The 19,741-nt window shown below is 61.8% G+C and carries 19 protein-coding genes, 1 other RNA gene and 1 pseudogene; 12 read left to right on the top strand and 9 right to left on the bottom strand.

Going from position 1 to position 19,741, the window contains the following annotated elements:
* Window positions 1-96: 96 nt before the first annotated feature.
* Window positions 97-2,412: a methyl-accepting chemotaxis protein gene (locus GA0061105_RS16415; RefSeq protein WP_092751836.1), complete on the bottom strand. Its 2,316-nt coding sequence runs from the start codon at window positions 2,410-2,412 to the stop codon at window positions 97-99.
* A 242-nt stretch (window positions 2,413-2,654) separates the two neighbouring features.
* Here GA0061105_RS16415 and ruvC point away from each other — a divergent pair, with 242 nt between their 5' ends.
* The 8 genes and pseudogenes from ruvC (at window position 2,655) to GA0061105_RS16455 (ending at window position 7,651) form a co-directional block, all read left to right on the top strand.
* Window positions 2,655-3,164 carry a crossover junction endodeoxyribonuclease RuvC gene (gene ruvC, locus GA0061105_RS16420; protein WP_064694414.1) on the top strand — a complete coding sequence of 170 codons (510 nt, stop codon included), beginning with the start codon at window positions 2,655-2,657 and terminating at the stop codon, window positions 3,162-3,164.
* 54 nt (window positions 3,165-3,218) lie between these two features.
* Entirely contained in the window at window positions 3,219-3,482 is a 264-nt protein-coding gene (locus GA0061105_RS16425) for an AbrB/MazE/SpoVT family DNA-binding domain-containing protein (protein ID WP_064694413.1), read from the top strand.
* A complete protein-coding gene (locus tag GA0061105_RS16430; RefSeq protein ID WP_064694412.1) occupies window positions 3,463-3,879 on the top strand; it encodes a type II toxin-antitoxin system VapC family toxin in 417 nt (138 codons plus the stop codon). Before GA0061105_RS16425 ends, GA0061105_RS16430 begins: the two co-directional genes overlap by 20 nt.
* A gap of 13 nt (window positions 3,880-3,892) precedes the next feature.
* On the top strand, window positions 3,893-4,507 hold the full coding sequence (gene ruvA / locus GA0061105_RS16435; protein WP_064694411.1) for a Holliday junction branch migration protein RuvA: 615 nt from the start codon (window positions 3,893-3,895) through the stop codon (window positions 4,505-4,507).
* 82 nt (window positions 4,508-4,589) lie between these two features.
* Window positions 4,590-5,630 (top strand): Holliday junction branch migration DNA helicase RuvB, encoded by a 1,041-nt coding sequence (gene ruvB, locus GA0061105_RS16440; protein WP_064694410.1) that lies wholly within the window; start codon window positions 4,590-4,592, stop codon window positions 5,628-5,630.
* Window positions 5,631-6,533 (top strand): metallophosphoesterase, encoded by a 903-nt coding sequence (locus GA0061105_RS16445; RefSeq protein ID WP_092751547.1) that lies wholly within the window; start codon window positions 5,631-5,633, stop codon window positions 6,531-6,533.
* A gap of 7 nt (window positions 6,534-6,540) precedes the next feature.
* A pseudogene (locus GA0061105_RS16450) lies at window positions 6,541-7,052 on the top strand (NUDIX hydrolase).
* A 35-nt stretch (window positions 7,053-7,087) separates the two neighbouring features.
* Window positions 7,088-7,651, top strand: a complete 564-nt coding sequence (locus GA0061105_RS16455; protein ID WP_092751549.1) for a DinB family protein — start codon at window positions 7,088-7,090, stop codon at window positions 7,649-7,651.
* 288 nt (window positions 7,652-7,939) lie between these two features.
* Here GA0061105_RS16455 and GA0061105_RS16460 read toward each other — a convergent pair whose 3' ends face one another.
* Window positions 7,940-9,322, bottom strand: a complete 1,383-nt coding sequence (locus GA0061105_RS16460; RefSeq protein WP_092751551.1) for a virulence factor family protein — start codon at window positions 9,320-9,322, stop codon at window positions 7,940-7,942.
* On the bottom strand, window positions 9,319-11,922 hold the full coding sequence (mprF, locus tag GA0061105_RS16465; RefSeq protein ID WP_092751553.1) for a bifunctional lysylphosphatidylglycerol flippase/synthetase MprF: 2,604 nt from the start codon (window positions 11,920-11,922) through the stop codon (window positions 9,319-9,321). The genes GA0061105_RS16460 and mprF overlap by 4 nt, the downstream gene beginning before the upstream one ends.
* Window positions 11,923-12,160: 238 nt before the next feature.
* Between mprF and GA0061105_RS16470 the strand changes: the two genes are divergently transcribed.
* Window positions 12,161-12,538 (top strand): DoxX family membrane protein, encoded by a 378-nt coding sequence (locus tag GA0061105_RS16470; protein ID WP_064694405.1) that lies wholly within the window; start codon window positions 12,161-12,163, stop codon window positions 12,536-12,538.
* A 6-nt stretch (window positions 12,539-12,544) separates the two neighbouring features.
* On the opposite strand, the gene GA0061105_RS16475 is transcribed toward GA0061105_RS16470, so the two are convergent.
* The 4 genes from GA0061105_RS16475 to GA0061105_RS16490 all read right to left on the bottom strand — a co-directional run bounded on the left by GA0061105_RS16475 (window position 12,545) and on the right by GA0061105_RS16490 (window position 16,947).
* Complete coding sequence (locus GA0061105_RS16475) at window positions 12,545-14,659, bottom strand: mechanosensitive ion channel family protein (protein WP_092751555.1); 2,115 nt, start codon at window positions 14,657-14,659, stop codon at window positions 12,545-12,547.
* Window positions 14,660-14,822: 163 nt separating this feature from the next.
* The gene (gene gnd / locus GA0061105_RS16480; RefSeq protein ID WP_064694403.1) at window positions 14,823-15,854 is read right to left on the bottom strand and encodes a phosphogluconate dehydrogenase (NAD(+)-dependent, decarboxylating); all 1,032 of its coding nucleotides are present in this window, start codon (window positions 15,852-15,854) and stop codon (window positions 14,823-14,825) included.
* Between the two features lie 242 nt (window positions 15,855-16,096).
* Complete coding sequence (locus GA0061105_RS16485; RefSeq protein ID WP_092751557.1) at window positions 16,097-16,453, bottom strand: hypothetical protein; 357 nt, start codon at window positions 16,451-16,453, stop codon at window positions 16,097-16,099.
* Window positions 16,454-16,464: 11 nt separating this feature from the next.
* Window positions 16,465-16,947, bottom strand: a complete 483-nt coding sequence (locus tag GA0061105_RS16490; RefSeq protein ID WP_092751559.1) for an SRPBCC domain-containing protein — start codon at window positions 16,945-16,947, stop codon at window positions 16,465-16,467.
* Window positions 16,948-17,003: 56 nt separating this feature from the next.
* On the opposite strand from GA0061105_RS16490, the gene GA0061105_RS16495 reads away from it, so the two are divergent.
* From GA0061105_RS16495 to GA0061105_RS16505, 3 genes are all read left to right on the top strand, one after another.
* Window positions 17,004-17,336, top strand: a complete 333-nt coding sequence (locus GA0061105_RS16495; protein WP_064694400.1) for an ArsR/SmtB family transcription factor — start codon at window positions 17,004-17,006, stop codon at window positions 17,334-17,336.
* A 67-nt stretch (window positions 17,337-17,403) separates the two neighbouring features.
* Entirely contained in the window at window positions 17,404-17,940 is a 537-nt protein-coding gene (locus tag GA0061105_RS16500; RefSeq protein WP_092751561.1) for a helix-turn-helix domain-containing protein, read from the top strand.
* Window positions 17,941-18,036: 96 nt separating this feature from the next.
* Entirely contained in the window at window positions 18,037-19,029 is a 993-nt protein-coding gene (locus GA0061105_RS16505) for an NAD-dependent epimerase/dehydratase family protein (protein ID WP_092751563.1), read from the top strand.
* A 90-nt stretch (window positions 19,030-19,119) separates the two neighbouring features.
* On the opposite strand, the gene ssrS is transcribed toward GA0061105_RS16505, so the two are convergent.
* Both ssrS and GA0061105_RS16515 read right to left on the bottom strand, forming a co-directional pair.
* A non-coding RNA gene (ssrS, locus tag GA0061105_RS16510) (6S RNA) lies at window positions 19,120-19,278 on the bottom strand.
* Window positions 19,279-19,347: 69 nt separating this feature from the next.
* A complete protein-coding gene (locus tag GA0061105_RS16515) occupies window positions 19,348-19,725 on the bottom strand; it encodes a cell division protein ZapA (protein ID WP_064694397.1) in 378 nt (125 codons plus the stop codon).
* Between the last annotated feature and the right edge of the window lie 16 nt (window positions 19,726-19,741).

The following is a 19,741-nucleotide window of genomic DNA, read 5'->3' on the forward strand; positions in this document are numbered from 1 at the left end:
TACCTCGGGGTATGCCCTTCGCCAATCGCCCTGCCCTGACGAAAACCTGCTCCGGCAGAATGCTTCAATCTAACCCGGAAAGGCTCTAAGCGGCGCTCACCGGTGACGACGCAATACATGCACCTCGGCGCTCGGCCTATGATGCCCCTGCGGCAGCGTGAAATTGCCGAGCTGGCGGTCCATTTCCACAGCTTCCGTCGCCAGCCGGTGGATCGCCGCCGTCGTCTCTTCGACCATTGAGGCATTCTGCTGCGTCATCGCGTCGAGTTCGGCGACGGCGCTGTTGATCTCGCGCAACGTAACGGCTTCCTCGCGGGTCGACTCCATGATCTCGTTGATCTGGCCGTTGATCGCCTCGACATGGGCGCCGATGCCGGTCAGAGCAACGCCGGCCCTTTCCACAAGCGCAACGCCGCTTTCGACCTCATGCGTCGACTTCTGCAGCAGGCTGGAGATCTCCTTGGCCGCGCTCGACGAGCGCTGGGCGAGCTCCCGGACTTCCATGGCGACGACCGCGAAGCCCTTGCCCGATTCCCCGGCGCGCGCCGCTTCGACGCCGGCATTGAGCGCCAGGAGGTTGGTCTGGAAGGCAATTTCGTCGATGACCGAGATGATCGTGTTGATCTGGCGCGAGGAGGTCTGGATCGCCTCCATCGCAGCGATCGTCTCACGCATGATCTGGCTGGAGCCTGTCGTCTCCTTCTTAGCGTCGCGGGCAATGCGCTCGGCCTGTTCGGCCCGCTCGATCTGGCGGCGGACAGACTGGGTAATGGCGCTGATCGCGTTCGCCGTCTCGGTGATTGAGCCCGCCTGACGCTCAGTGCGTCCGGCAAGCTCGTCGGCGCCGGTGCGCATCTCCTCGGAGCCGGCCCGCACCGCCATCGAGTTGCCGCCGATCGCCGTCATCGTTTCGCTGAGGGTGGCGAGCGCCTCGTTGAAATTGATGCGCAGGCTTTCAAGCTCGTTCGGGAAGCGCGTATCGATCTGATAGGCGAGATCGCCACTCGCCAGATGATGCAGGCCCTCGTCGATCGCCTGAACTACCTGCTGCAGCGTCTGCGCTTCGGCCTCCCGCTGGGCCAGGTTCCGCTGGCGGTCGTGCTCGGCCTGCAGGCGCGTCGCTTCGCTCGCAGCTTCGAGCTCACGGCTGTCGATCAACGACTGGCGGAAGCGGGCAAGTGCGTTTGCCATCGTGCCGATTTCATCCTTGCGGTTCAGGCTGCCGATCTCGCTGTCGAGCTTGCCGTCGGCGACGTCGCGAGTGACGCTAGCAAGCCGCGCCAGTGGCGAAAACAGGAACTTGGTCACGAGCCCGGTCGCGACCGCCATGACGACAAGCACACCGACGCCGATCATCGTCAGCAGAGTGGCGATCTCGAGCGAGCCGGCATTGAGTTCGCTGAGCAGCACGCTCTCGACCACCAGGGAACGGTCGCCGCGATAGTCGATGCCGCGGACATAGGCGCGCGCCGCGCCATCCGCCCTGTCGAAATCGGCCACGGTCATCGCGGAGCTGGCAAGCGCGTCCTTGACAAAGGCGAAGGGTGTCGCATCCAGCGGCGCAAGCCTGCCGCTCGCATCGAGACCGACCGCGGAACCATCGCCGGAGACAATGGCCGCCCGCGCCGTGCTGCCCTGGATAATGCCCTTGGCAAGAATGCTGGTGACGATGTCCTCCCGCACCTTGAAGAGGAAGATGCCCTTGGCCGCTCCAAGCTTGACGATCGGCACGGCATAGAAGATCGCCGATTTGCCGCTGGCGGCATCGACGCGGAGGCCGGAAAAACCCGTCGGCGCGGCGTCATCGGTCGCATTGGCTATATTTTCGATCGCCTTGGCGAAAGCGATGCCGGCCCCTGACGCCTTCCAGGCGTCCGACTTCAGGTTCTCGGCGAAGTCATCCTCCTTCTTGTAGGAATAGAGGACGGTCCCGTCGAGATCGGCGATCAGCAGATCGCTGAAAGCGGTGCCTTCGAGGTCGCGGGCAACTTCGCCCTGTGTCTGCTCATGGTTCGAATAATAGAAGCCGCTCGGCCCTTCCGGCTTCATCAGCTTCTCGCGCTGGTCAGCGGGGTTGGGATTGCCCGTGATGAAAACCTTCTTCAACTCGGCGCGGGCGTCGCCCGAAGTCTTCTGGATCGTCTTCCAGCCGCTCTTCAAGCTGGTGATCGACATCTGCAGCGCCTCGATGCGCGCAATGGAATTGGCCTGGTTCTCGAGTTGCGACAGCTGGTCCTGCAACATATCACCGCGGAAGATCAGCACGCTTTCCTTGGCCTTCAGCGCCTGCTCGTCGGAAATGCGGCTGCTGGCGAAATAAGCAAGCACGTCGATGACCGCGATCGACAGCACGGTCATCAGGATGAAGGTGACTATGACCTTGAAGGACAGGGATTGAAATCTCTGAGCCATATACGACGAACCCTTCTGAACGGCGCCGGCCAGCCCGGGCACGCGGCGCATCCCCGGCCGGCTGACCTGTCAACAGAACATCGAAGGCTTATTCTTGCGGAATGAAGACCTCGGACATTCGATGAACTAGAATTCAGACATCTCTTTTAATTCGCGGTAAATGGCGCGTCGTAAAACCGAGGGTGTTTTTGTTTTGTTCACTTATCGATGGCACTTATTTCGCAATCGCTATAGGTTGAACCATGCAAAACACGATTCGCATCATCGGCATCGATCCCGGTCTTCGCCGGACCGGCTGGGGAATTATCGAGACCTTAGGCAATTCCCTGAAGTTCGTGGCATCGGGCACGGTGACCTCGGATGGCGAGATGGACCTCGCCTCCCGCCTCTGCCAGCTGCATGACGGCTTGGCCGATATCGTCCACAGCTACCAGCCTGATGAAGCCGCCGTCGAACAGACCTTCGTCAACAAGGACGCGGTGGCGACCCTGAAGCTCGGCCAGGCCCGCGGCATAGCTATGCTGGTACCTGCGCGCGCCGGGTTGCCTGTCTCCGAATATGCCCCGAATGCAGTAAAGAAGGCCGTCATCGGCGTTGGCCACGGCGAAAAACATCAGATCCACATGATGTTGAAGATCCTGATGCCGAAAGTCGAATTCAAGGGCGACGACGCCGCCGACGCATTGGCGATCGCTATCTGCCATGCACACAATCGCGGCGGCCATCGGATGCGCCAGGTGCTTGCCGGGTAATTCGTTCTTGACTTGTTCCGATTCACTGGTAAGTAATACCTGAGAGGTATTACCATGCGCGTGACCGAAAAAGGCCAAGTAACCATCCCCAAGGACATCAGGGACCGCCTGAAGATCGGCCCTGGATCCGAGGTGGATTTCATTGCTGATGAAAAGGGTGCTCGCCTCGTCGTTCTGTCCAGCCGTACGGAACCATCGCAGGACGATTTTCAGTCCTGGCTCGGCAGCATGAGCGGAACCTTCGACACCGGCGGCATGACGACCGACGAATTCATGGAATGGCTGCGGGGACCACGCGATGACCTCGGTTCTCGTTGATACGAACATCTTCATCGATATCTTCGGCCCCGACAATCCGTTCAGGGAATGGTCTGCGCGCGCCTTGAGCGCATTGCGGCCGGATTCGCAATTCATCATGACGCCGGTCGTCTGGGCGGAGCTGGCGAGCATGGCCCCACGCGAGGAAACTCTTGCATTTCTCCTGTCACGGTTAAACCTGATCCGTGAGGCTTTGCCGTTTTCCGCCGCCTATCGCGCAGGCATGGCGCACGCACAGTACCGAAGAGGCGGCGGCTTGCGCGAGCGGACCCTGCCGGATTTCTTCATCGGCGCACATGCTCTCGTTCGATCGCACCGCCTTTTGACGCGCGAGGGCGCGCGTTACCGCTCTTATTTCCCGGGGCTCGAAATTATTTCTCCCGAAACACACCCTTGAAAGACCGCGACACATGATCGGCAAGCTGAAAGGCACAATAGACGAGATCGGCGAAGACTATGTGCTCGTTGACGTGCACGGCGTCTGTTACGTCGCCCATTGCTCGGCCCGCACTTTGTCCAAACTCGGATCGGCGGGCGAAGCCTGCGTGCTGTTCATCGAGACTTATGTGCGCGAGGACCAGTTGAAGCTCTTCGGCTTCATGACGGCGCTGGAAAGGGAATGGTTCAACCTGCTGCAGAGCGTCCAGGGCGTCGGTGCCAAGGTGGCGCTCGCCGTGCTCTCGACGCTGACGCCGGGCGAACTCGCCAATGCGATCGCCCTGCAGGACCGCGCCGCCGTCTCACGCGCGCCGGGCGTCGGCCCGAAAGTAGCGATGCGCCTCGTGACCGAACTCAAGAACCGTGCACCGGCCTATGCCGGGGAGGCAATCAATCTTGCCCTCAAGCAGGAACTCGGTGAAGGCGTCGCTGCCGCACCGGTTGCCGATGCGGTTTCTGCATTGACCAATCTCGGCTACAGCAGAGACCAGGCGGCAAATGCCGTTGCCGCGGCGATGAAAGCGGCCGGCGAAGGCGCCGATAGCGCCAAGCTGATCAGGCTAGGTTTGAAGGAATTGGCGCGGTGAAGGGCGGAAAATCAGCGGTTGGATATCGAGGCAGCCGTTTTTTCGTGTATTGGTGTGAGAGTTTTCGAAACGGAATGAGAGCATGAGCGAACCCGCCCGCCTGATATCGCCGGAAAAGCGGGGCGAAGACCTTGATGTGACGCTGCGCCCGCAATCGCTGGACGAATTCACCGGCCAGGCCGAGGCGCGCGCCAATCTCAAGATCTTCATCGAGGCGGCGAAGAACCGCGGCGAGGCGCTGGACCATGTGCTCTTCGTCGGCCCGCCTGGGCTCGGCAAGACGACGCTGGCGCAAATCATGGCGAAGGAGCTCGGCGTCAATTTCCGCTCGACATCAGGCCCCGTCATCGCCAAGGCCGGCGATCTCGCCGCGCTGCTCACCAATCTCGAGGAGCGCGACGTGCTCTTCATCGACGAGATCCATCGCCTCAATCCCGCTGTCGAGGAAATCCTCTATCCCGCCATGGAGGATTTCCAGCTCGATCTCATTATCGGCGAAGGCCCTGCAGCCCGCTCGGTGAAGATCGATCTGTCGAAATTTACCCTGGTGGCAGCGACCACCCGCCTCGGGCTGCTGACGACCCCGTTGCGCGATCGTTTCGGCATCCCGGTGCGTCTCAGCTTCTATACCGTCGAGGAGCTGGAATTGATCGTGCGCCGTGGCGCGCGGCTGATGAACCTGCCGATGACCGAAGAGGGTGCGCGCGAAATCGCCAGGCGTGCCCGTGGCACGCCCCGCATTGCCGGCCGGCTGCTGCGGCGCGTGCGTGATTTCGCCGAAGTGGCAAGGGCCGAGGCCGTCACCCGCGAGATCGCCGACGAAGCGCTGACCCGCTTGCTGGTCGACAATGTCGGTTTCGATCAGCTCGACAAACGTTATCTCAACATGATCGCCGTCAATTTCGGCGGCGGCCCGGTCGGCATAGAAACCATCGCCGCCGGCCTTTCCGAGCCGCGCGACGCGATCGAAGACATCATCGAACCCTACATGATCCAGCAGGGTTTCATTCAGCGCACACCACGCGGCCGCGTTCTGACCGCAATCGCGTGGAAACATCTGGGAATGCAACCGCCGAAGGAGATGGAGGCTGCGCAGTTCCGGCTGTTCCAGGAGGATGACTGAGTGATCACCCGCCGTGGGTTTTTCAAGTTTCTTGGCGGCGGCATCGCAGGTGTCATGGCGATCGGCGGTTACGCCTTCGCTTATGAACCGCTGGCGCGGCTCGGCATAGCCCGCTACCGGCTGACGCCGCCGGGATGGACGCCGGGGCTGAAGCTCCGCGTTGTCGCGCTCGCCGATATCCATGCCTGCGAACCCTGGATGTCGGCAAACCGCATTGCCGCGATCTGCCGCCGGGCCAACGAACTCGAAGGCGACATGACCGTCCTGCTCGGCGATTACGCCTCGGGCATGAACATGGTGACGCAGTACGTGCATTCGAGCCAATGGTCGAAGGCGCTGGCAACCCTGCAGGCCCCGCTCGGCGTCCACGCGATCATGGGCAACCACGACTGGTGGGAGGACAGGACCGCGCAGAAGAACGGCGGGATGGAAACCTTCGGGCACCGGGCGCTCGCTGACGTCGGAATTCCTGTCTACGGCAACCGCGCCGTTCGACTTCAAAAGGATGGTCATGGCTTCTGGCTTGCCGGGCTTGAAGATCAGCTGGCGCTGCTGCCCGGCAGCAAATGGGGCCGCACGCGTATGCTGGGGCTCGACGATCTCGATGGAACGATGGCGCAAGTAACCGACGATGCGCCCGTCATCCTGCTTGCCCACGAACCCGATATCTTTCCGCGCGTGCCTGAGCGCGTCTCCCTGACGCTGTCGGGCCACACCCATGGCGGACAGATCCGCTTCCTCGGCCGTTCGCCGGTCGTCCCCTCGCGTTACGGCAATCGCTACGCCTATGGCCATATGGTCGAAGAGGGCCGTAATATCATCGTCTCCGGCGGGCTCGGCTGCTCCATCGCACCGGTGCGCTTCGGCGTGCCGCCGGAAATCGTCGTGATCGATCTCGGATAAAAACGATATGGGCAAGCGCACTCTCATCCTCCTGACTGCGGGCGCTGAGCGTTTTAACTATCGCATCGCCGGCCTCGGCTTCCGCGATGGCCACGTGCTCGTCCACCGCGCCGTGCATGTGCCGTTCTGGACCTTCTGGGCGGCAGGGCGGAGATCGGCAAAGCCTCGGAGGAGACGCTGTAACGGGAGATGATGGAGGAACTGGGCGTCAACGTCATCGTCTCCCGCTGCTCTGGGTCGTCGCGAATTTTTTCCGTTATGAGCAGCGCGACTGGCATGAGCTCGGCCTCTATTATCCGATGGAGATCCCGCCGGAATTCCCCTTTCAGTCGCACGAGATCATCCATCGCGTCGAAGACGGCGACAACCATCTCGAGTTTTAAATGGGGTATCGGCGACGCGCACAGCCCTGACCGCGCTCGACATCCCGCCCTATTTCATCGCTGATGAATCGAGAACCTGCCCGCAGCACCCCGCCATCTCGTCTGGCGCGACGGCAATATCGATGACGAGGACTGACGCCTTCCAGCCGCGACTGAAGAGGAGATGCACCGATGCCGACCTTCGATCCCGTCAGGTCATTTCGCAAACTCGCCTATAACAATGCGCTTGCCAATCGCCGCCTGCTTCAGGCCTGCGCGGCATTGAAGCCCGGTGAGTTCGAAGCGCCGCGCACGAGCTTCTTCCCTTCGATCAAGGAAACCCTGAACCACATCATCACAGTCGACTGGTTCTATGTCGACGGGATGGAAGGCGGCACGCTCGGCTTTCAGGCCTTCGAGGTCGACGAACCCTTCGATGACGTCCCGTCACTGGCGCACGCGCAGGCGGAGGTCGATCGGCGCCTGATGGCGCTGTGCGAAGCCCTGACTCCGGAGAAGCTGGTATCCACCGTCCGTCTCCATCGCGGCGACCGCATCCAGGAGGAGCGAATGGAAGACGTGCTTGCACATCTCTTCCAGCACCAGACCCATCATCGCGGCCAGGTTCATGCGATGCTCGCGGGCACCAGCGTCGCTCCGCCGCAGCTCGACGAATTCATCGTCGCCGACGACGCGAGATTTCGCGGCAGGGAAGTCGCGGAGCTCGGCTGGAGCGAAGAGACGATCATGCGTTAGCGCATGCTGGTTCGTGCGCCCGAGAGAACGCAGGGGGTTAGATTGAAGCATTCTGTTGGCTCAACGAGTCGGATGGTCGACCGGCCGGCGCGCGTCGTAGCCCAGCTCTACGGCCAAGCCAGCCGGTCGATCAGCCGGCCCGTTTCAGCCAATCCGAAGGGCCGGACATCTTTCCGCCAGGGTCAAGGCGATCGGCTCGGACGTACCTGGGGTATGTCCGTCGCCAATCGCCCTTGCCCTGACGAAAACCTGCTCCGGCAGAATGCTTCAATCCAACCCGGAAAGGCTCTAATGTTGAAGCCGCTTTTTCAGCCCGTCGATGATCGTCTTCGTGAGGATGTCGTAATTCTCGTCGAAGTGATGATCGCCTGGCAGTTCGACGACTTCGGCGCCGCTATCCCGCACCGCCGGACAGGCGACATCGTCATCATCATCCTTGCCGTAAATGCACTGCACGAGCTTCGGATCGATATTTTTCAGATCGGCGACGGGATCGCCTCCCGCCCCTTCCGTCTTTTGGCCGAGCCAGCCCAGCACGGAGATGACGTAGTCGACTTGATGCGACAGCGACAACAGCGACAACTGCACCACCGCGGACTTTTCGGTCGGCTTGAGAAGCTGATAGGTGGCAGGCACGACGTCGGCGCCGAAGGAATAGCCGACTAGCAGTACGTGCTTCACTTTCCACTGCTTGCGGTAGAAATCAATGATCTTCGAGAGATCGCTCGCCGTCTCCTCCGGCTTGCGCTCCGACCAGAAATAATGCAGCGAGTCAACGCCGACGACGGGGATGCCTTCCTTCTGAAGCGTGCCGCCGACCTCCTTGTCGATATCGCGCCAGCCGCCGTCGCCGGAATAGATCACCGCCATCGTATCGAAAGCGGGCGTCGCCTCGAGCACCGCCAGTGGCAGACCGAGCGGATTGCCGAAAGCGCCGGAGGCGGTGACGAGATCGTCGAGCGTATCGGCAAATGCCGTTTGCGCATCGTCGGTGGAATCGCGGATCTCGATCTCCGGATGGGCCTTCTTCAGCGCCTCGGCATGCGCCCTGCCGTCCTTGTCGGCCGTGGGTGTGAAAATCGATATGACAGGGTCCGGCAGGGGCCCGTCGCTGAGACCATAAACCGTGCGTTCGCCGACCACCTGCTTGGAAGCTGGTGTACAAAGCTCCTTGGAAAGCGGGATGCCGGCCTTCGGATCGACCGCAAGCGTCTGGCCGATCGTCGCATCCGGCGTTTGCGCTGCGATCGCCAGCGCCAAGGCACCACCCTCACCGATGCCGGCGACGATCGGCAGGTGATAGGCATTGTTGCCGGTCGCGCGCTGCACCTGCTGGCTCAGAGACTCGATGTCTGAGACCATGTAGACGCAGCCGTCGTTGAGGCTTACGTCGTAGCGGTTGAGCGCTTGGATGTAGGAGGGAAAGTCGACGCCGATGACGACGGCACCTTCGGAGACCAGCCTGTCGGCCTCGGCCTTCTCAAAGTCGCCCCAGCCGGCGGCATCCGAGATCAGCATCACCGTGCCCTTCACCTCGCCTTCCGGCAGGAAGACGTGCGGCGACGGAATCAGCCCGGTTTCGAAGCTCTGCGTGGTTTCCTCCGCGGCATCAGCCGGTGCCGCCGCGAGCATGCAGATGCACGCCGTGGCAAGAAGGATTGTTCTGATCATTTTCTCACTACCCCTTTCAATCCGCCGCCGATGAGAAATGTCGCGTCCATCAACGCGATCATCGGATTGCCCCCTCCGGAGACCGCAAGATAGCGCGGTTGCCAGTGCGGATGAAACTTGGATTTGAATGCCCGAAGGCCCTTGAAGTTATAAAAGCGCTCGCCGTGTTCGAAGACGGTGCTGCCGATGCGGTCCCAGACGGGCGCCGCCTCGCGTTTCGACATGCCGGAGAGAGGCGCCATGCCGAGATTGAAATGGGTGAAACCCTGGCTACGCAGATATTCCATGATCTGCACGAAGAGAAAGTCCATCGCCCCCTTGGGCGCGTCCGGCGAGAAACGCATGAGATCGATCGTACCCTCCTCCTTGGAGTCGGTGACGAGGATATTGGCGAAGGCGACGATCTTGCCGTCCTTCTTCAGGATGCCGACAGGTTGCGAAGTAACGTAGTCGGGATCGAACGAGCCAAGCGAGAAACCTTTTTCCTTGGCATTGTGATGTTCGAGCCAGGCCATCGAAACGGCAGCGAGATCGTCGATGATCCCGCCCACATCTTCAGGTTCGACGACCGCGAATTCCAGCCCGTCCCGCTGGGCGCGGCTCGCAGTTTGGCGAAGGTTCGCCCATTTGCCGCCCTTCATTTCGAAGGTTCTGAGATCCGCCACCGCCAGTTCGCCGAGCTTGAAGGCGCGAAGCCCGGCATCGGCGCAATGGGAGAGCAGCGCCGGCGAGATCTGGTAGAAGACGGCACGGCAGCCGGCGGCACGCGCCGCTTCGACGAAGCGCCAGACGAGTTCCTGCACGGCGCGGTGATCGCCAACCGGGTCGAACAAAGCGATCCATGAACGGCCCTGCCGGCCGTACATGATGAAGCCGTCACCTTTTTCCGAGAACATGATGCTCTTGTCGCCCATGCGCACCAGATTGGCGTCCGCACTGCCCTGCTTCCCGACGATTTCGACGGCGCGCGCCAGCGCCTCTTCGCTCGCCGGTTCCGGCCGGAAAGCCGCCGGCCGGAGCAGGCTGAAAATGGCGATTGCCGAGGAGATGATGGTGATACCGAGCAAGGCGCGCAATCCACGCGGCGCCTCGGCGGTGAATTCGAACTGCCACCAGAGTTGGTTGCTGTATTCGACGTCGCGATAGACGAAAAGCAGGATGACGACGGCGCCGACGACGATGACGGCGATAGCCATCAGCCATGACGTCGTCATCGCCTGGTTGAGCAGCGACGCGTGGCGGGTGAAGAGCCGGCGGCTGACGAAAAGCCCGAAAACGAGGAAGGCGAGAAAGGCCGCTTCGACGAGCGCGATCGCCTTTAGAAGCGACAAGGTCAGCGCCGCGACGGCCGAGAACACGGCAACCAACCATGCGCCGTCCAGCCGCTGGCCGAGGCCGCGCGCCGCGACCACCAGCGCCAGCCCGAGCAGGCTGGAAAGGAAGTGCGCCCCTTCGACCATCGGCAGCGGCAGATAGTTGGAGAGAAATTCCAGGTTCTGGTCCGGCGTCGGCGTGACGCTCGAAAACACCAGCATGACGCCGAGCAGCAGCGCCAAGGCCGACAACAGCTGCGGCATCAGCCGTCCGCCGATGCGCCGCACGCTGGAGGCAGCCGGATGATCCACGAAACGGCGCAGTTCCGTCACCGAGACAGCGAGCACGGCGATCAAGAGCGGCAGCACATGATAAATCAGCCGATAGAGCACCAGCGACCCGAGCACGGCGTCGATGTTTACCGCGCTGCCGAGCGAAGCGATGATGACCGTCTCGAACACGCCGAGTCCGGCTGGGACGTGGCTCAGCACGCCGAGACCGACGGCAATCGCATAGACGGCAAGAAAGACCGGCCAGCCGATCGCCGTCTGCGGCAGCAGCACGTAGAGCACGGAGGCCGATGCAGCGATATCGAAGGCGGTGACGAGGAACTGCCGCGACCAGGTGCGCGAATCCGGCAGGCGGACCGCCACCACACCGAGATCGAGCACACGGCCGTCACGGCCGATGATCAGCACCGCGCCGAGAACGGCGAGGATCGAGCCGGCGATCAGCCGGAGAAGGAAGGCGCTGATGCCGATGAGCGGCCCGATCTGGTCGGCGATGATGATGAGAGCGATTGCCGCGACCCCGGCAAGCCCCAATCCGAAGGAGAGCGTGACGAAGGCGATGATCCGGCCGATATCCTCCGGCGAGAGCCCGAGGCGCGTATAGGCGCGATAGCGGATCGCGCCGCCCGAAAGCGCGCCGAATCCGGCGGTGTTGCCGACCGCATAGGCGCTGAACGCCGTCAGCGCCACATGCGGAAAGGGCAGCTTCTTGCCGATGTAGTCGATGGCGTTGAGATCGTAGAAAACAAGTGAAAGGAAACTCAGCGCGGTGAAGAACAGCGCAAGCAGGATCGCGCTCGGCCTGGTCGCCGCCAGAGCGCCGACCACATCGTCATAGCGCACCTCGTTGGTCAGCTGCATGATCGCGTAGCCGACGAGACAGAAGACCACGAGTGTCGCGGCCGCCGTCAGCGGCGTCCTGTAACGCCTGAAAAGCCCACGGAAAGAAAAACCCTCCGTTTCTTCCATCTCTTCCAAATTGCCGTGACCCGACATCTCGTACCTGCGCAATTTCCGGCTCTGCGGGAATCATTTTCGAAGACGTAACATGAGAGGCATATAAGCTGAATGAAGCAAATGCCGCTGCCGCCCCAGGCCCGCCGCCTGCGCCTCCATCATCCCCAATTGGGGCGAATTTGCGCAGGCGGACCCGGGCGGCACATTGCATTTTCGTAAGCTTGCAACGAGCTTTGCGACGATGGTGCAGATTTGAGAAGCGAGAAAGGGATCCGACATGGAAGATGGTCCGACGTTCATGATCCTCGTCCTCGGCAGGCTGCTGCTTGGCGGCTATTTCGTCGCCGCCGGCATTCAACATTTCTTCGTCATCGTGCCGCTGACCGACGCCATCGAAGCTCGTGGCGTGCCTTTTGCCAAATGGGTGCTGCTGTCCGGCAGCGTTTTTCAGATTGCCGCCGGTCTCCTGCTGATGCTGGGCCTCTTTATCGCCACCGCAGCTTTCGGCCTCATCGTCTTCACGCTTGCCGCCTCCGTAATGCTGCTGAATTTCTGGGACATGCAAGGAACTGTCCGTGAGAGCGTCATCAACAGCTGGAAAAGCAACATGGCCATCATCGGCGGCCTGCTGATCGCAGCCGCCGGCGCAATGTGAAGGAGCTCATGCCGCCGGTTCGCTCCCGGCGCGCGCCTGCGCGGCATAGCGTGCCACGGCGGCATCCACTTCCGCGTCGCGGTCGCCCGCCACCTGCACCGTCGGCACGGCAAATTCGATGCCATTTTCCTTGAAGGCGTTGCGGATCATCGCCAGCGCATTGCGGCGGATGACGAACTGCTCGCCGGGCTTCGTCATCATCGACAGCCGGATCTCGATCGCAAATTCGCCGAACTGCTCGACACCCTTCATCTTCAGCGTCTCGATGATGTGCGGACCGAATTCCGGATTCTCGAGCAGCGTCTGGCCGATCTGCTTGATCACTTTCTTCGCCTTGACGAGGTCGGTGTCGTATTTGACGTTGAGGATGATCTTGTCGATCGTCCAGTCGCGGTTGAGGTTCTTGACCGCGCCAAGTTCGCCGAAGGGCACCGTCGTCAGCGGGCCGCGATGATGCCTGAGCTTCACCGAGCGCAGGCTGAAGGCTTCCACCACGCCCTTGTGGCTGCCGCTTTCGATATACTCGCCGACACGGAAGGCATCGTCCCAGAGATAGAACATGCCACTGATGACGTCCTTGACGATTGTCTGCGCCCCGAAACCGACTGCGACGCCGACGACGCCGGCGCCGGCGATCAGCGGGCCGATCTCGATGCCGAGGCCCGACAGCACCATCAGCACGGCGATAACGGCGATAACGACGGCGAGGATGTTGCGGAAGATCGGCAGCAGCGTCTGTATCCGGGCGCGCTTGGCCTTCTCCTCGTCCGTCGCGGTACCATCAAGCGGTGAATCGAGCAGCTTGCCGTCGATATAGGCCTTGATCACATGCCAGAGCAGATCGGCGGCAAGCAGGATCACGATTCCGCCGATGATGCCGCGCGCGATCTTGTCGGCCACCCGATCACCGGCGGCCATCGTGTCGGCTCCGACGCCGAGCATCCGCCCGAGCCAGATGGCGGCCACTGCGATGATCAGCGCCCGCACGCCGCGGTCGAGCAGCACGGTTGCGATGCGGCGCGTGGCAAGGAAGCTCGCTTCGGTCTGCTGCAGCGATTTCACCGCGAGCGTCGACACAGCAAGCACACGTGGCAGCAGCAGCACATAGATGCCGAGCCAGAGCAGCCCGTTGAAGCCTGCGACCCACAGCCCCCAGAGCAGCAGGAAATAGAGGGTGAGCGCCCAGGAGATTCCGTGACCGCGCCTCTCGTCCTTGTGGGGACGCGACCAGACTGCCTCGATCGCCATCAGCAGCAGGCCGATGCCTAGGATATAACCTACGAGGAGCCGGGCGCTCGGTGTATAGCCGAGCGGCGCTATCGATTGGATCACCGCCCAGCCGAAAGCGAAATAGATGAGGAAAATCGCGCAGCGGCGATACCAGAAGAGCGCGGCGGCCCGCCCCGGCATGGTCGGCGAGGTGATGCCCTGCCGCTCTTCATCGGCGCGCGCCAGCCCGATAAGGTCGACCAGCACGCCGCCGAGGCAGATCGTAAAACGCTGGATGATGAGCGCTACGACACAGACGATGGCGATACTCTGGCTGAGCGGCGGCCAGCTGAGGCTGAGAAGCGTGAGCACCGTCGCCGCCGCGAAGATCAGCGCCGGGATGACGCGCGGCGCCAGATGCATGCCTGCCATTGCAGCCAGACGGCGCCGCCGGCGGCGAAAGGCATAGCGGGCAATGCTTTCGACGATCGCGCCGAGCAGAAAGATCGCCAGGAACTGGGCCGCCATGTGAACCCGGCCGGTGACGGCGATTTCACCGAAAAGCAGCGCGGATGCATTGCCGATCTGCGAGGGCAGCGTCATGGCGGCATCGGAGACCATCGACACATGCCGGCGGGAATGCTGCAGCAAACCCGATAAGACCGACATCTGGTTTTCAACCGCCGCGTCGGCCGTAGCCGTTGCCGCCATCTGCGTCGACATCCACTGCTTGACCTCGGGCGTCTGCATGAGCTGCATCATCTCACGCACCTGCGCCGGCGGGGCGGCTGTGGCCGGCGTTTGCGCCGGTGGCGTCTGGGCAAAGCTTTGCGAAGCAAGCCCCAAAAGCACAATGAATGCCAATATGCCCGATAGGGCGGCCTTCAGACCACCTGCCGTGCCACTCTCCATGACCGCCTCCAATGGAGTGTCGGCCGCTCGAATGGAAGCAGCCGCGACATTTCCCCTTTCAGCAATGGATACTCGCGACCATTGCCGCCAGCAAGCGGTAGAAAAACCATACCGATGGCTAGGAAAGACATAAGGGTGGAGTAACGCCGGAAGTCCTTGGCCGTCAGGATTTCGGAACCGGCTTCTCCACGTGGCCGCCGAAGCCCGCACGCATTGCCGAGAGCACCTTGTTGGCGAATTCGTCGTTGTCGCGCGATGAGAAGCGGCCGTAGAGCGCTGCACTCAGCACCGGCGTCGGCACACTTTCGTCGATTGCCGCCATGATCGTCCAGCGGCCTTCGCCGCTATCTGAGACTCGGCCGGCAAATTTCGAAAGCGCTGGATCGGCATGCAGGGCATCGGCCGTAAGATCGAGCAGCCAGGAGGTGATGACGCTGCCGCGGCGCCAGACTTCCGCGACATCCTGCAGATTGAAGTCGTATTGGAAATGTTCGGGATGGGCGAGCGGCGCGGTTTCCGCATCGGCCTCATGCGAGGCCGCGCCGATATTGGCATGTTTGAGGATGTTGAGACCTTCGGCATAGGCGGCCATCAGACCGTATTCGATGCCGTTATGCACCATCTTGACGAAATGGCCGGCGCCGTGCGGTCCGCAATGCAGATATCCCTGCTCGGCGGTGCTGGCCGCCGCCGCTTCGGCGCTGCGGTTCGGCGAAGCTTCCGTCTTGCCCGGCCCGGGCGCCAGTGTTGCGAAGATCGGGGACAGGTGCTGAACGATGCCCTTTTCGCCGCCGATCATCAGGCAATAGCCGCGCTCCAGACCGAAGACGCCGCCACTCGTGCCGACATCGACGTAGTGGATACCCTTGGTGATGAGTTCGGCGCCGCGGCGTATATCGTCGTGATAATAGGAATTGCCGCCATCGATGACGATGTCGCCGTTCTGCAGCAGCGGCACCAGGCTCGCCAGCACCTTGTCGACGATCGCCGCCGGCAGCATCAACCAGATCGCTCTGGGATGGGCGAGCTTCGAGACGAACTCCTCCAGCGAGGCGCTGCCGGTCGCGCCGAGGCCGGCAAGCTCGGCAACGCTTTCTGGCCTGGCGTCATAAACGACGCATTCGTGACCGCCTCGCATCAGCCGCTGGACCATGAAATTGCCCATGCGGCCCAAACCGACCATACCAAGCTGCATCTGAAATCTCCTGGGATTTATCTATGATTCGGAAACTAGCACCGGCATCGTGACAGGCAAGCGAAGTCTGGCGCAAAGGCGATGCGACGATTGCACCCTTGTGCGCGACTAAACGCCCGCGGTCGCTAATCTGGCGCTTTGGGAGCGAAATTCCACCCTCCAACAAACATATAGCCGCCACTCGGGCGGCTATATCATTCTAAACGCGGAGCGCACCGGCGGCGCCGACCTTCAGGTGGAGGTCAATCGCGCCCAGCCTCCCGCACCAGATGCACGATACCCGCCGGATTGAGGATCCAGCCGCCGCGAACGTCGGACGGCAGCCTCTCGATCGGATCACAGCGTGGAACGTCGGCCCTCGCTAAATGCGCGGCAGCGCGGTTGAAATCCGGCGTCATGAATTCCAGCCAAAGCTCGGCTTGGCTCATAGTTGGGACCTTGTCGATCCAGAGCCGGATTGGTCCGAGTTCGAACGATATATCGCCCCCTTCGATTTCCTTCAGCTGCACGACATCCCGGTAAAACGAAACCGTTGCATCATACTGATGCGGCGGAACCTTCATTGCGACATCGACGCCGCCCCAGATCAGATCGCTCATGACGCTTCTCCTCAACCTTCCGGCGCCCTGGCCTGTTCGCCGCGCATCTCGCTGAGGAACATGCCGTCGCGCAGATTGATGCCATATTCGACAAAGGCCTTCATGCAGCAGAACATTTGCGTCCATCCCTCCATGTTCAGGTATGTTCCACGGCGGCCGGGTTCATCGTCACGCCATCCGTCTTCGGCGATGGTCACCATGGTGCCACCGTCATCCAGCGGCTTGAAATTCATTTCCACGAGCGTTTTGTAGGGCTTCTTCTCCTCGTCCGCCCCACCATCCCAACGCAGCACGATCTTGCTGTCCGGCACAAGCTCAATCACCTCGACGGGCACATCCTTCCACCAGGTTACTGTCGTACCCTCTGCCAGCGGCGCGCTCGCTCCGCCGACGGTGGTGAAGTAGCTCGACAGTTTCGCGGGATTGACGACCGCGTCGAAGACTTCCGCCACCGGGCGGCCGATGCGACCCGAGACACGAATATTGAGGGACATGAGACTTCCTCCTCTACTCCATTGCACCTGTCGCGATTATGTTATAAAAATATAACATGTCAAGCGAATCAAAAGATGATCCCGTTTTCAAGGCACTGGCGCATCATCGCCGCCGCGAAATCCTTGACTTGCTCAAGGACGCCCCTCATACGACAGGCGCTCTCTGCGAGATGTTTCCCGGAATGGACCGCTGCACAGTGATGCAGCATTTGAAAGTGCTGGAGGAGGCCGATCTGGTCATTGCCAGGAAGGAAGGCCGCGAACGCTGGAACCACCTGAACAGCCTGCCGATCAAGCACATTTACGATCGTTGGATCAGCGCCTATGCCGGCCATGCCCTATCGATCCTCGACCGGCTGAAAAGCGATCTCGAAGGCCAGCCGGAATAGGATCGGATCAGCTTGCCTCCCGGTTCGCTGAAACCTTATGCTGGCAGAAATGCGGGAGACACAACGGATGACGATATCGGGAGCAGGCATACGCCGCATGCGGCTGCTGCGCAGCATGAAGCAGCAGCATCTCGCCGAACTCCTCGGCGTCAACCAGGCTACCGTTTCGCGTTGGGAGCGCGATCAGCTTCCCCTCTCGCCGGAGCAGGCCGGCAGGCTGGAGCGGATTTTTGCCTCGCCGCGACATGCCGCAGCCGATGCGGCGCTGAAGCGGCTGGTCGAGGATTCCATCCGGTCGGTGCATCTGATCTGTGACGTCACCCACCGGCTGCTGTCCGCCTCCCGCCCCCGCCAGGCGGAATGGCACGCACCGCTCGCCGTCTTTCTCGGCCGCTCGCTTTTCTCCTACGCATCCGCTGAAATCGCCGCCACCGAACAATCTCTGGAGGAGCGTGGCTGGCATGAGGGCAGGCTCTTGTCGCTGACCTTCGAAACCGGCGCCAACGGCAGTGCATCGATGCCGATTGCAGCCGGGCGGGTGACCTGGGAGCGGATCACCCTTTCCGACGGCAGCGCCGGCCGCCTCGTCACAACAATCGACTGAGCCTGCAGCTTTCCTGCATTCCCATGCATAATTTATGCGTTGTCCCCAGACGCCGGCCTTTATAGCGTCCGCCGCAAAGGGTCAGGAGAGCATTCGATGACGATACTGGTGACGGGAAGTGCGGGCCATCTCGGCGAGGCCCTGATGCGCAGCTTGAGGGCGCAGAGCCGGTGGGCGCGCGGCATCGATCTCAAGCCCTCCGCCTTCACCGACAGGGTCGGATCGATCGGCGACCGCGATTTCGTCAGACAGGCGATGTCAGGCATCAGCGCCGTCATCCATGCCGCGACGCTGCACAAGCCGCATGTGGCGACGCACGGCAATCGCGATTTCCTCGACACCAATGTCGGCGGCACGTTGACCCTGCTCGAAGAGGCTGCCGCCGCCGGCGTTTCAAGCTTCGTCTTCACCAGCACCACCAGCGCCTTCGGTGCCGCATTGACGCCGGCCGAAGGCGAGCCCGCAGCATGGATCACCGAGGACTTGCTCCCTGTCGCAAGGAACATCTACGGCGTGACGAAACTCGCCGCCGAAGGCGTCTGCGAACTCTTCGCCCGCAAATACCGTCTGCCCATTGTCATCCTCAGGACGTCGCGTTTTTTTCCCGAAAGCGATGACGATCCCGGCATCCGCAACAGATATTCGGCGGAAAATGCGCAGGGCAATGAACTGCTTCATCGCCGCGTTGATATCAGTGATGTGGTCGGCGCCCATTTGCTGGCGCTCGAAAGGGCCCCGGCCATTGGCTTCGGCCGCTACATCGTCTCGGCCACAACGCCTTTTTCACCGGACGATCTCGCGGCACTCCGGCGTGACGCGCCTGCCGTCGTCGAGCGGCTCTTTCCGGATGCCGGCGCTCTCTATGCCGAACGCGGCTGGAAGATGTTCCCGACGCTCGATCGCGTCTATGTCAACGAGCGCGCAAGGCGCGAACTCGGCTGGCAGCCGCGATATGACTTCCGCTTCCTGCTCGAGTGCCTGCGCGAGAACCGTGAATGGCGAAGCCCGCTGGCGCTCGACGTCGGCTCCAAGGGTTATCACGAGGAGGTCTTCGCCGAAGGACCTTATCCGGTCGACCAGCACCAATAGATCGATGTCGGGAATGGGACGAACCAATTCAGGGCGGGCAAGATTACTTGCTGCGTCGACCGGGGTTCTCGTCCGCAAAGAAAGTAAAAGGCGCGATCCACGACGACCGATGGATGTTTACGATCCTGGGCGCCTACAAACGTAGGTGGGCACCGTGTGTCCAGGCCCACGGGCCTGGCCAGGGACAGCTCCCTTTGGATCGAGTATGGCCCCAGGGATTGTGGTTCCTGTCGAGAGGCGCAGACCGCATCGCGATATATAAGGTCGTTTGCATCGGCGCGCCAGTGGCGACGGCAGGTCGTGTCTATTTAATTGACATCAATTGAGTTCGGGTGGTGCGCGGCCATTGAGCTTGTCGGTGATTCCGCGGATGCGGCTCGAAACCTCACCGAGCGCCGCCGCCAGAGTTTCCTCGGTGCGGGCGGTAGCGGCCAGCACGGTATCGCGGTTGCCGCGCAATGACTCGAGCTCGGATTCCAGCCCGGCGATGCGGCGCGTCAGCTCGGCAATCTCGTCCATGATCATGATGCCTGCCATGACGGTGATCCTGAGATCGCCGATTTCGCCGAACTGCCCTTTGAGATGGCCAACATAGCGGTCGAAACGGGTGGCGAGATCGGTCAGGTGATCCTCCTGCCCTTCCTCGCAAGCCATGCGATAGGCTTTGCCGTCGATCGTTACCGTCACCTGCGCCATGTCAAATTCTTTCTCA

This window comes from Rhizobium aethiopicum (assembly GCF_900094625.1).
Taxonomy (GTDB): Bacteria; Pseudomonadota; Alphaproteobacteria; order Rhizobiales; family Rhizobiaceae; genus Rhizobium; species Rhizobium aethiopicum.

Coding starts and splice junctions, on each gene's coding strand:
- GA0061105_RS16415 (WP_092751836.1), bottom strand. CDS start 2,412: ATGGCTCAGAGATTTCAATCCCTGTCCTTCAAGGTCATAGTCACCTTC.
- ruvC (WP_064694414.1), top strand. CDS start 2,655: ATGCAAAACACGATTCGCATCATCGGCATCGATCCCGGTCTTCGCCGG.
- GA0061105_RS16425 (WP_064694413.1), top strand. CDS start 3,219: ATGCGCGTGACCGAAAAAGGCCAAGTAACCATCCCCAAGGACATCAGG.
- GA0061105_RS16430 (WP_064694412.1), top strand. CDS start 3,463: ATGACCTCGGTTCTCGTTGATACGAACATCTTCATCGATATCTTCGGC.
- ruvA (WP_064694411.1), top strand. CDS start 3,893: ATGATCGGCAAGCTGAAAGGCACAATAGACGAGATCGGCGAAGACTAT.
- ruvB (WP_064694410.1), top strand. CDS start 4,590: ATGAGCGAACCCGCCCGCCTGATATCGCCGGAAAAGCGGGGCGAAGAC.
- GA0061105_RS16455 (WP_092751549.1), top strand. CDS start 7,088: ATGCCGACCTTCGATCCCGTCAGGTCATTTCGCAAACTCGCCTATAAC.
- GA0061105_RS16460 (WP_092751551.1), bottom strand. CDS start 9,322: ATGATCAGAACAATCCTTCTTGCCACGGCGTGCATCTGCATGCTCGCG.
- mprF (WP_092751553.1), bottom strand. CDS start 11,922: ATGTCGGGTCACGGCAATTTGGAAGAGATGGAAGAAACGGAGGGTTTT.
- GA0061105_RS16470 (WP_064694405.1), top strand. CDS start 12,161: ATGGAAGATGGTCCGACGTTCATGATCCTCGTCCTCGGCAGGCTGCTG.
- GA0061105_RS16475 (WP_092751555.1), bottom strand. CDS start 14,659: ATGGAGAGTGGCACGGCAGGTGGTCTGAAGGCCGCCCTATCGGGCATA.
- gnd (WP_064694403.1), bottom strand. CDS start 15,854: ATGCAGCTTGGTATGGTCGGTTTGGGCCGCATGGGCAATTTCATGGTC.
- GA0061105_RS16485 (WP_092751557.1), bottom strand. CDS start 16,453: ATGAGCGATCTGATCTGGGGCGGCGTCGATGTCGCAATGAAGGTTCCG.
- GA0061105_RS16490 (WP_092751559.1), bottom strand. CDS start 16,947: ATGTCCCTCAATATTCGTGTCTCGGGTCGCATCGGCCGCCCGGTGGCG.
- GA0061105_RS16495 (WP_064694400.1), top strand. CDS start 17,004: ATGTCAAGCGAATCAAAAGATGATCCCGTTTTCAAGGCACTGGCGCAT.
- GA0061105_RS16500 (WP_092751561.1), top strand. CDS start 17,404: ATGACGATATCGGGAGCAGGCATACGCCGCATGCGGCTGCTGCGCAGC.
- GA0061105_RS16505 (WP_092751563.1), top strand. CDS start 18,037: ATGACGATACTGGTGACGGGAAGTGCGGGCCATCTCGGCGAGGCCCTG.
- GA0061105_RS16515 (WP_064694397.1), bottom strand. CDS start 19,725: ATGGCGCAGGTGACGGTAACGATCGACGGCAAAGCCTATCGCATGGCT.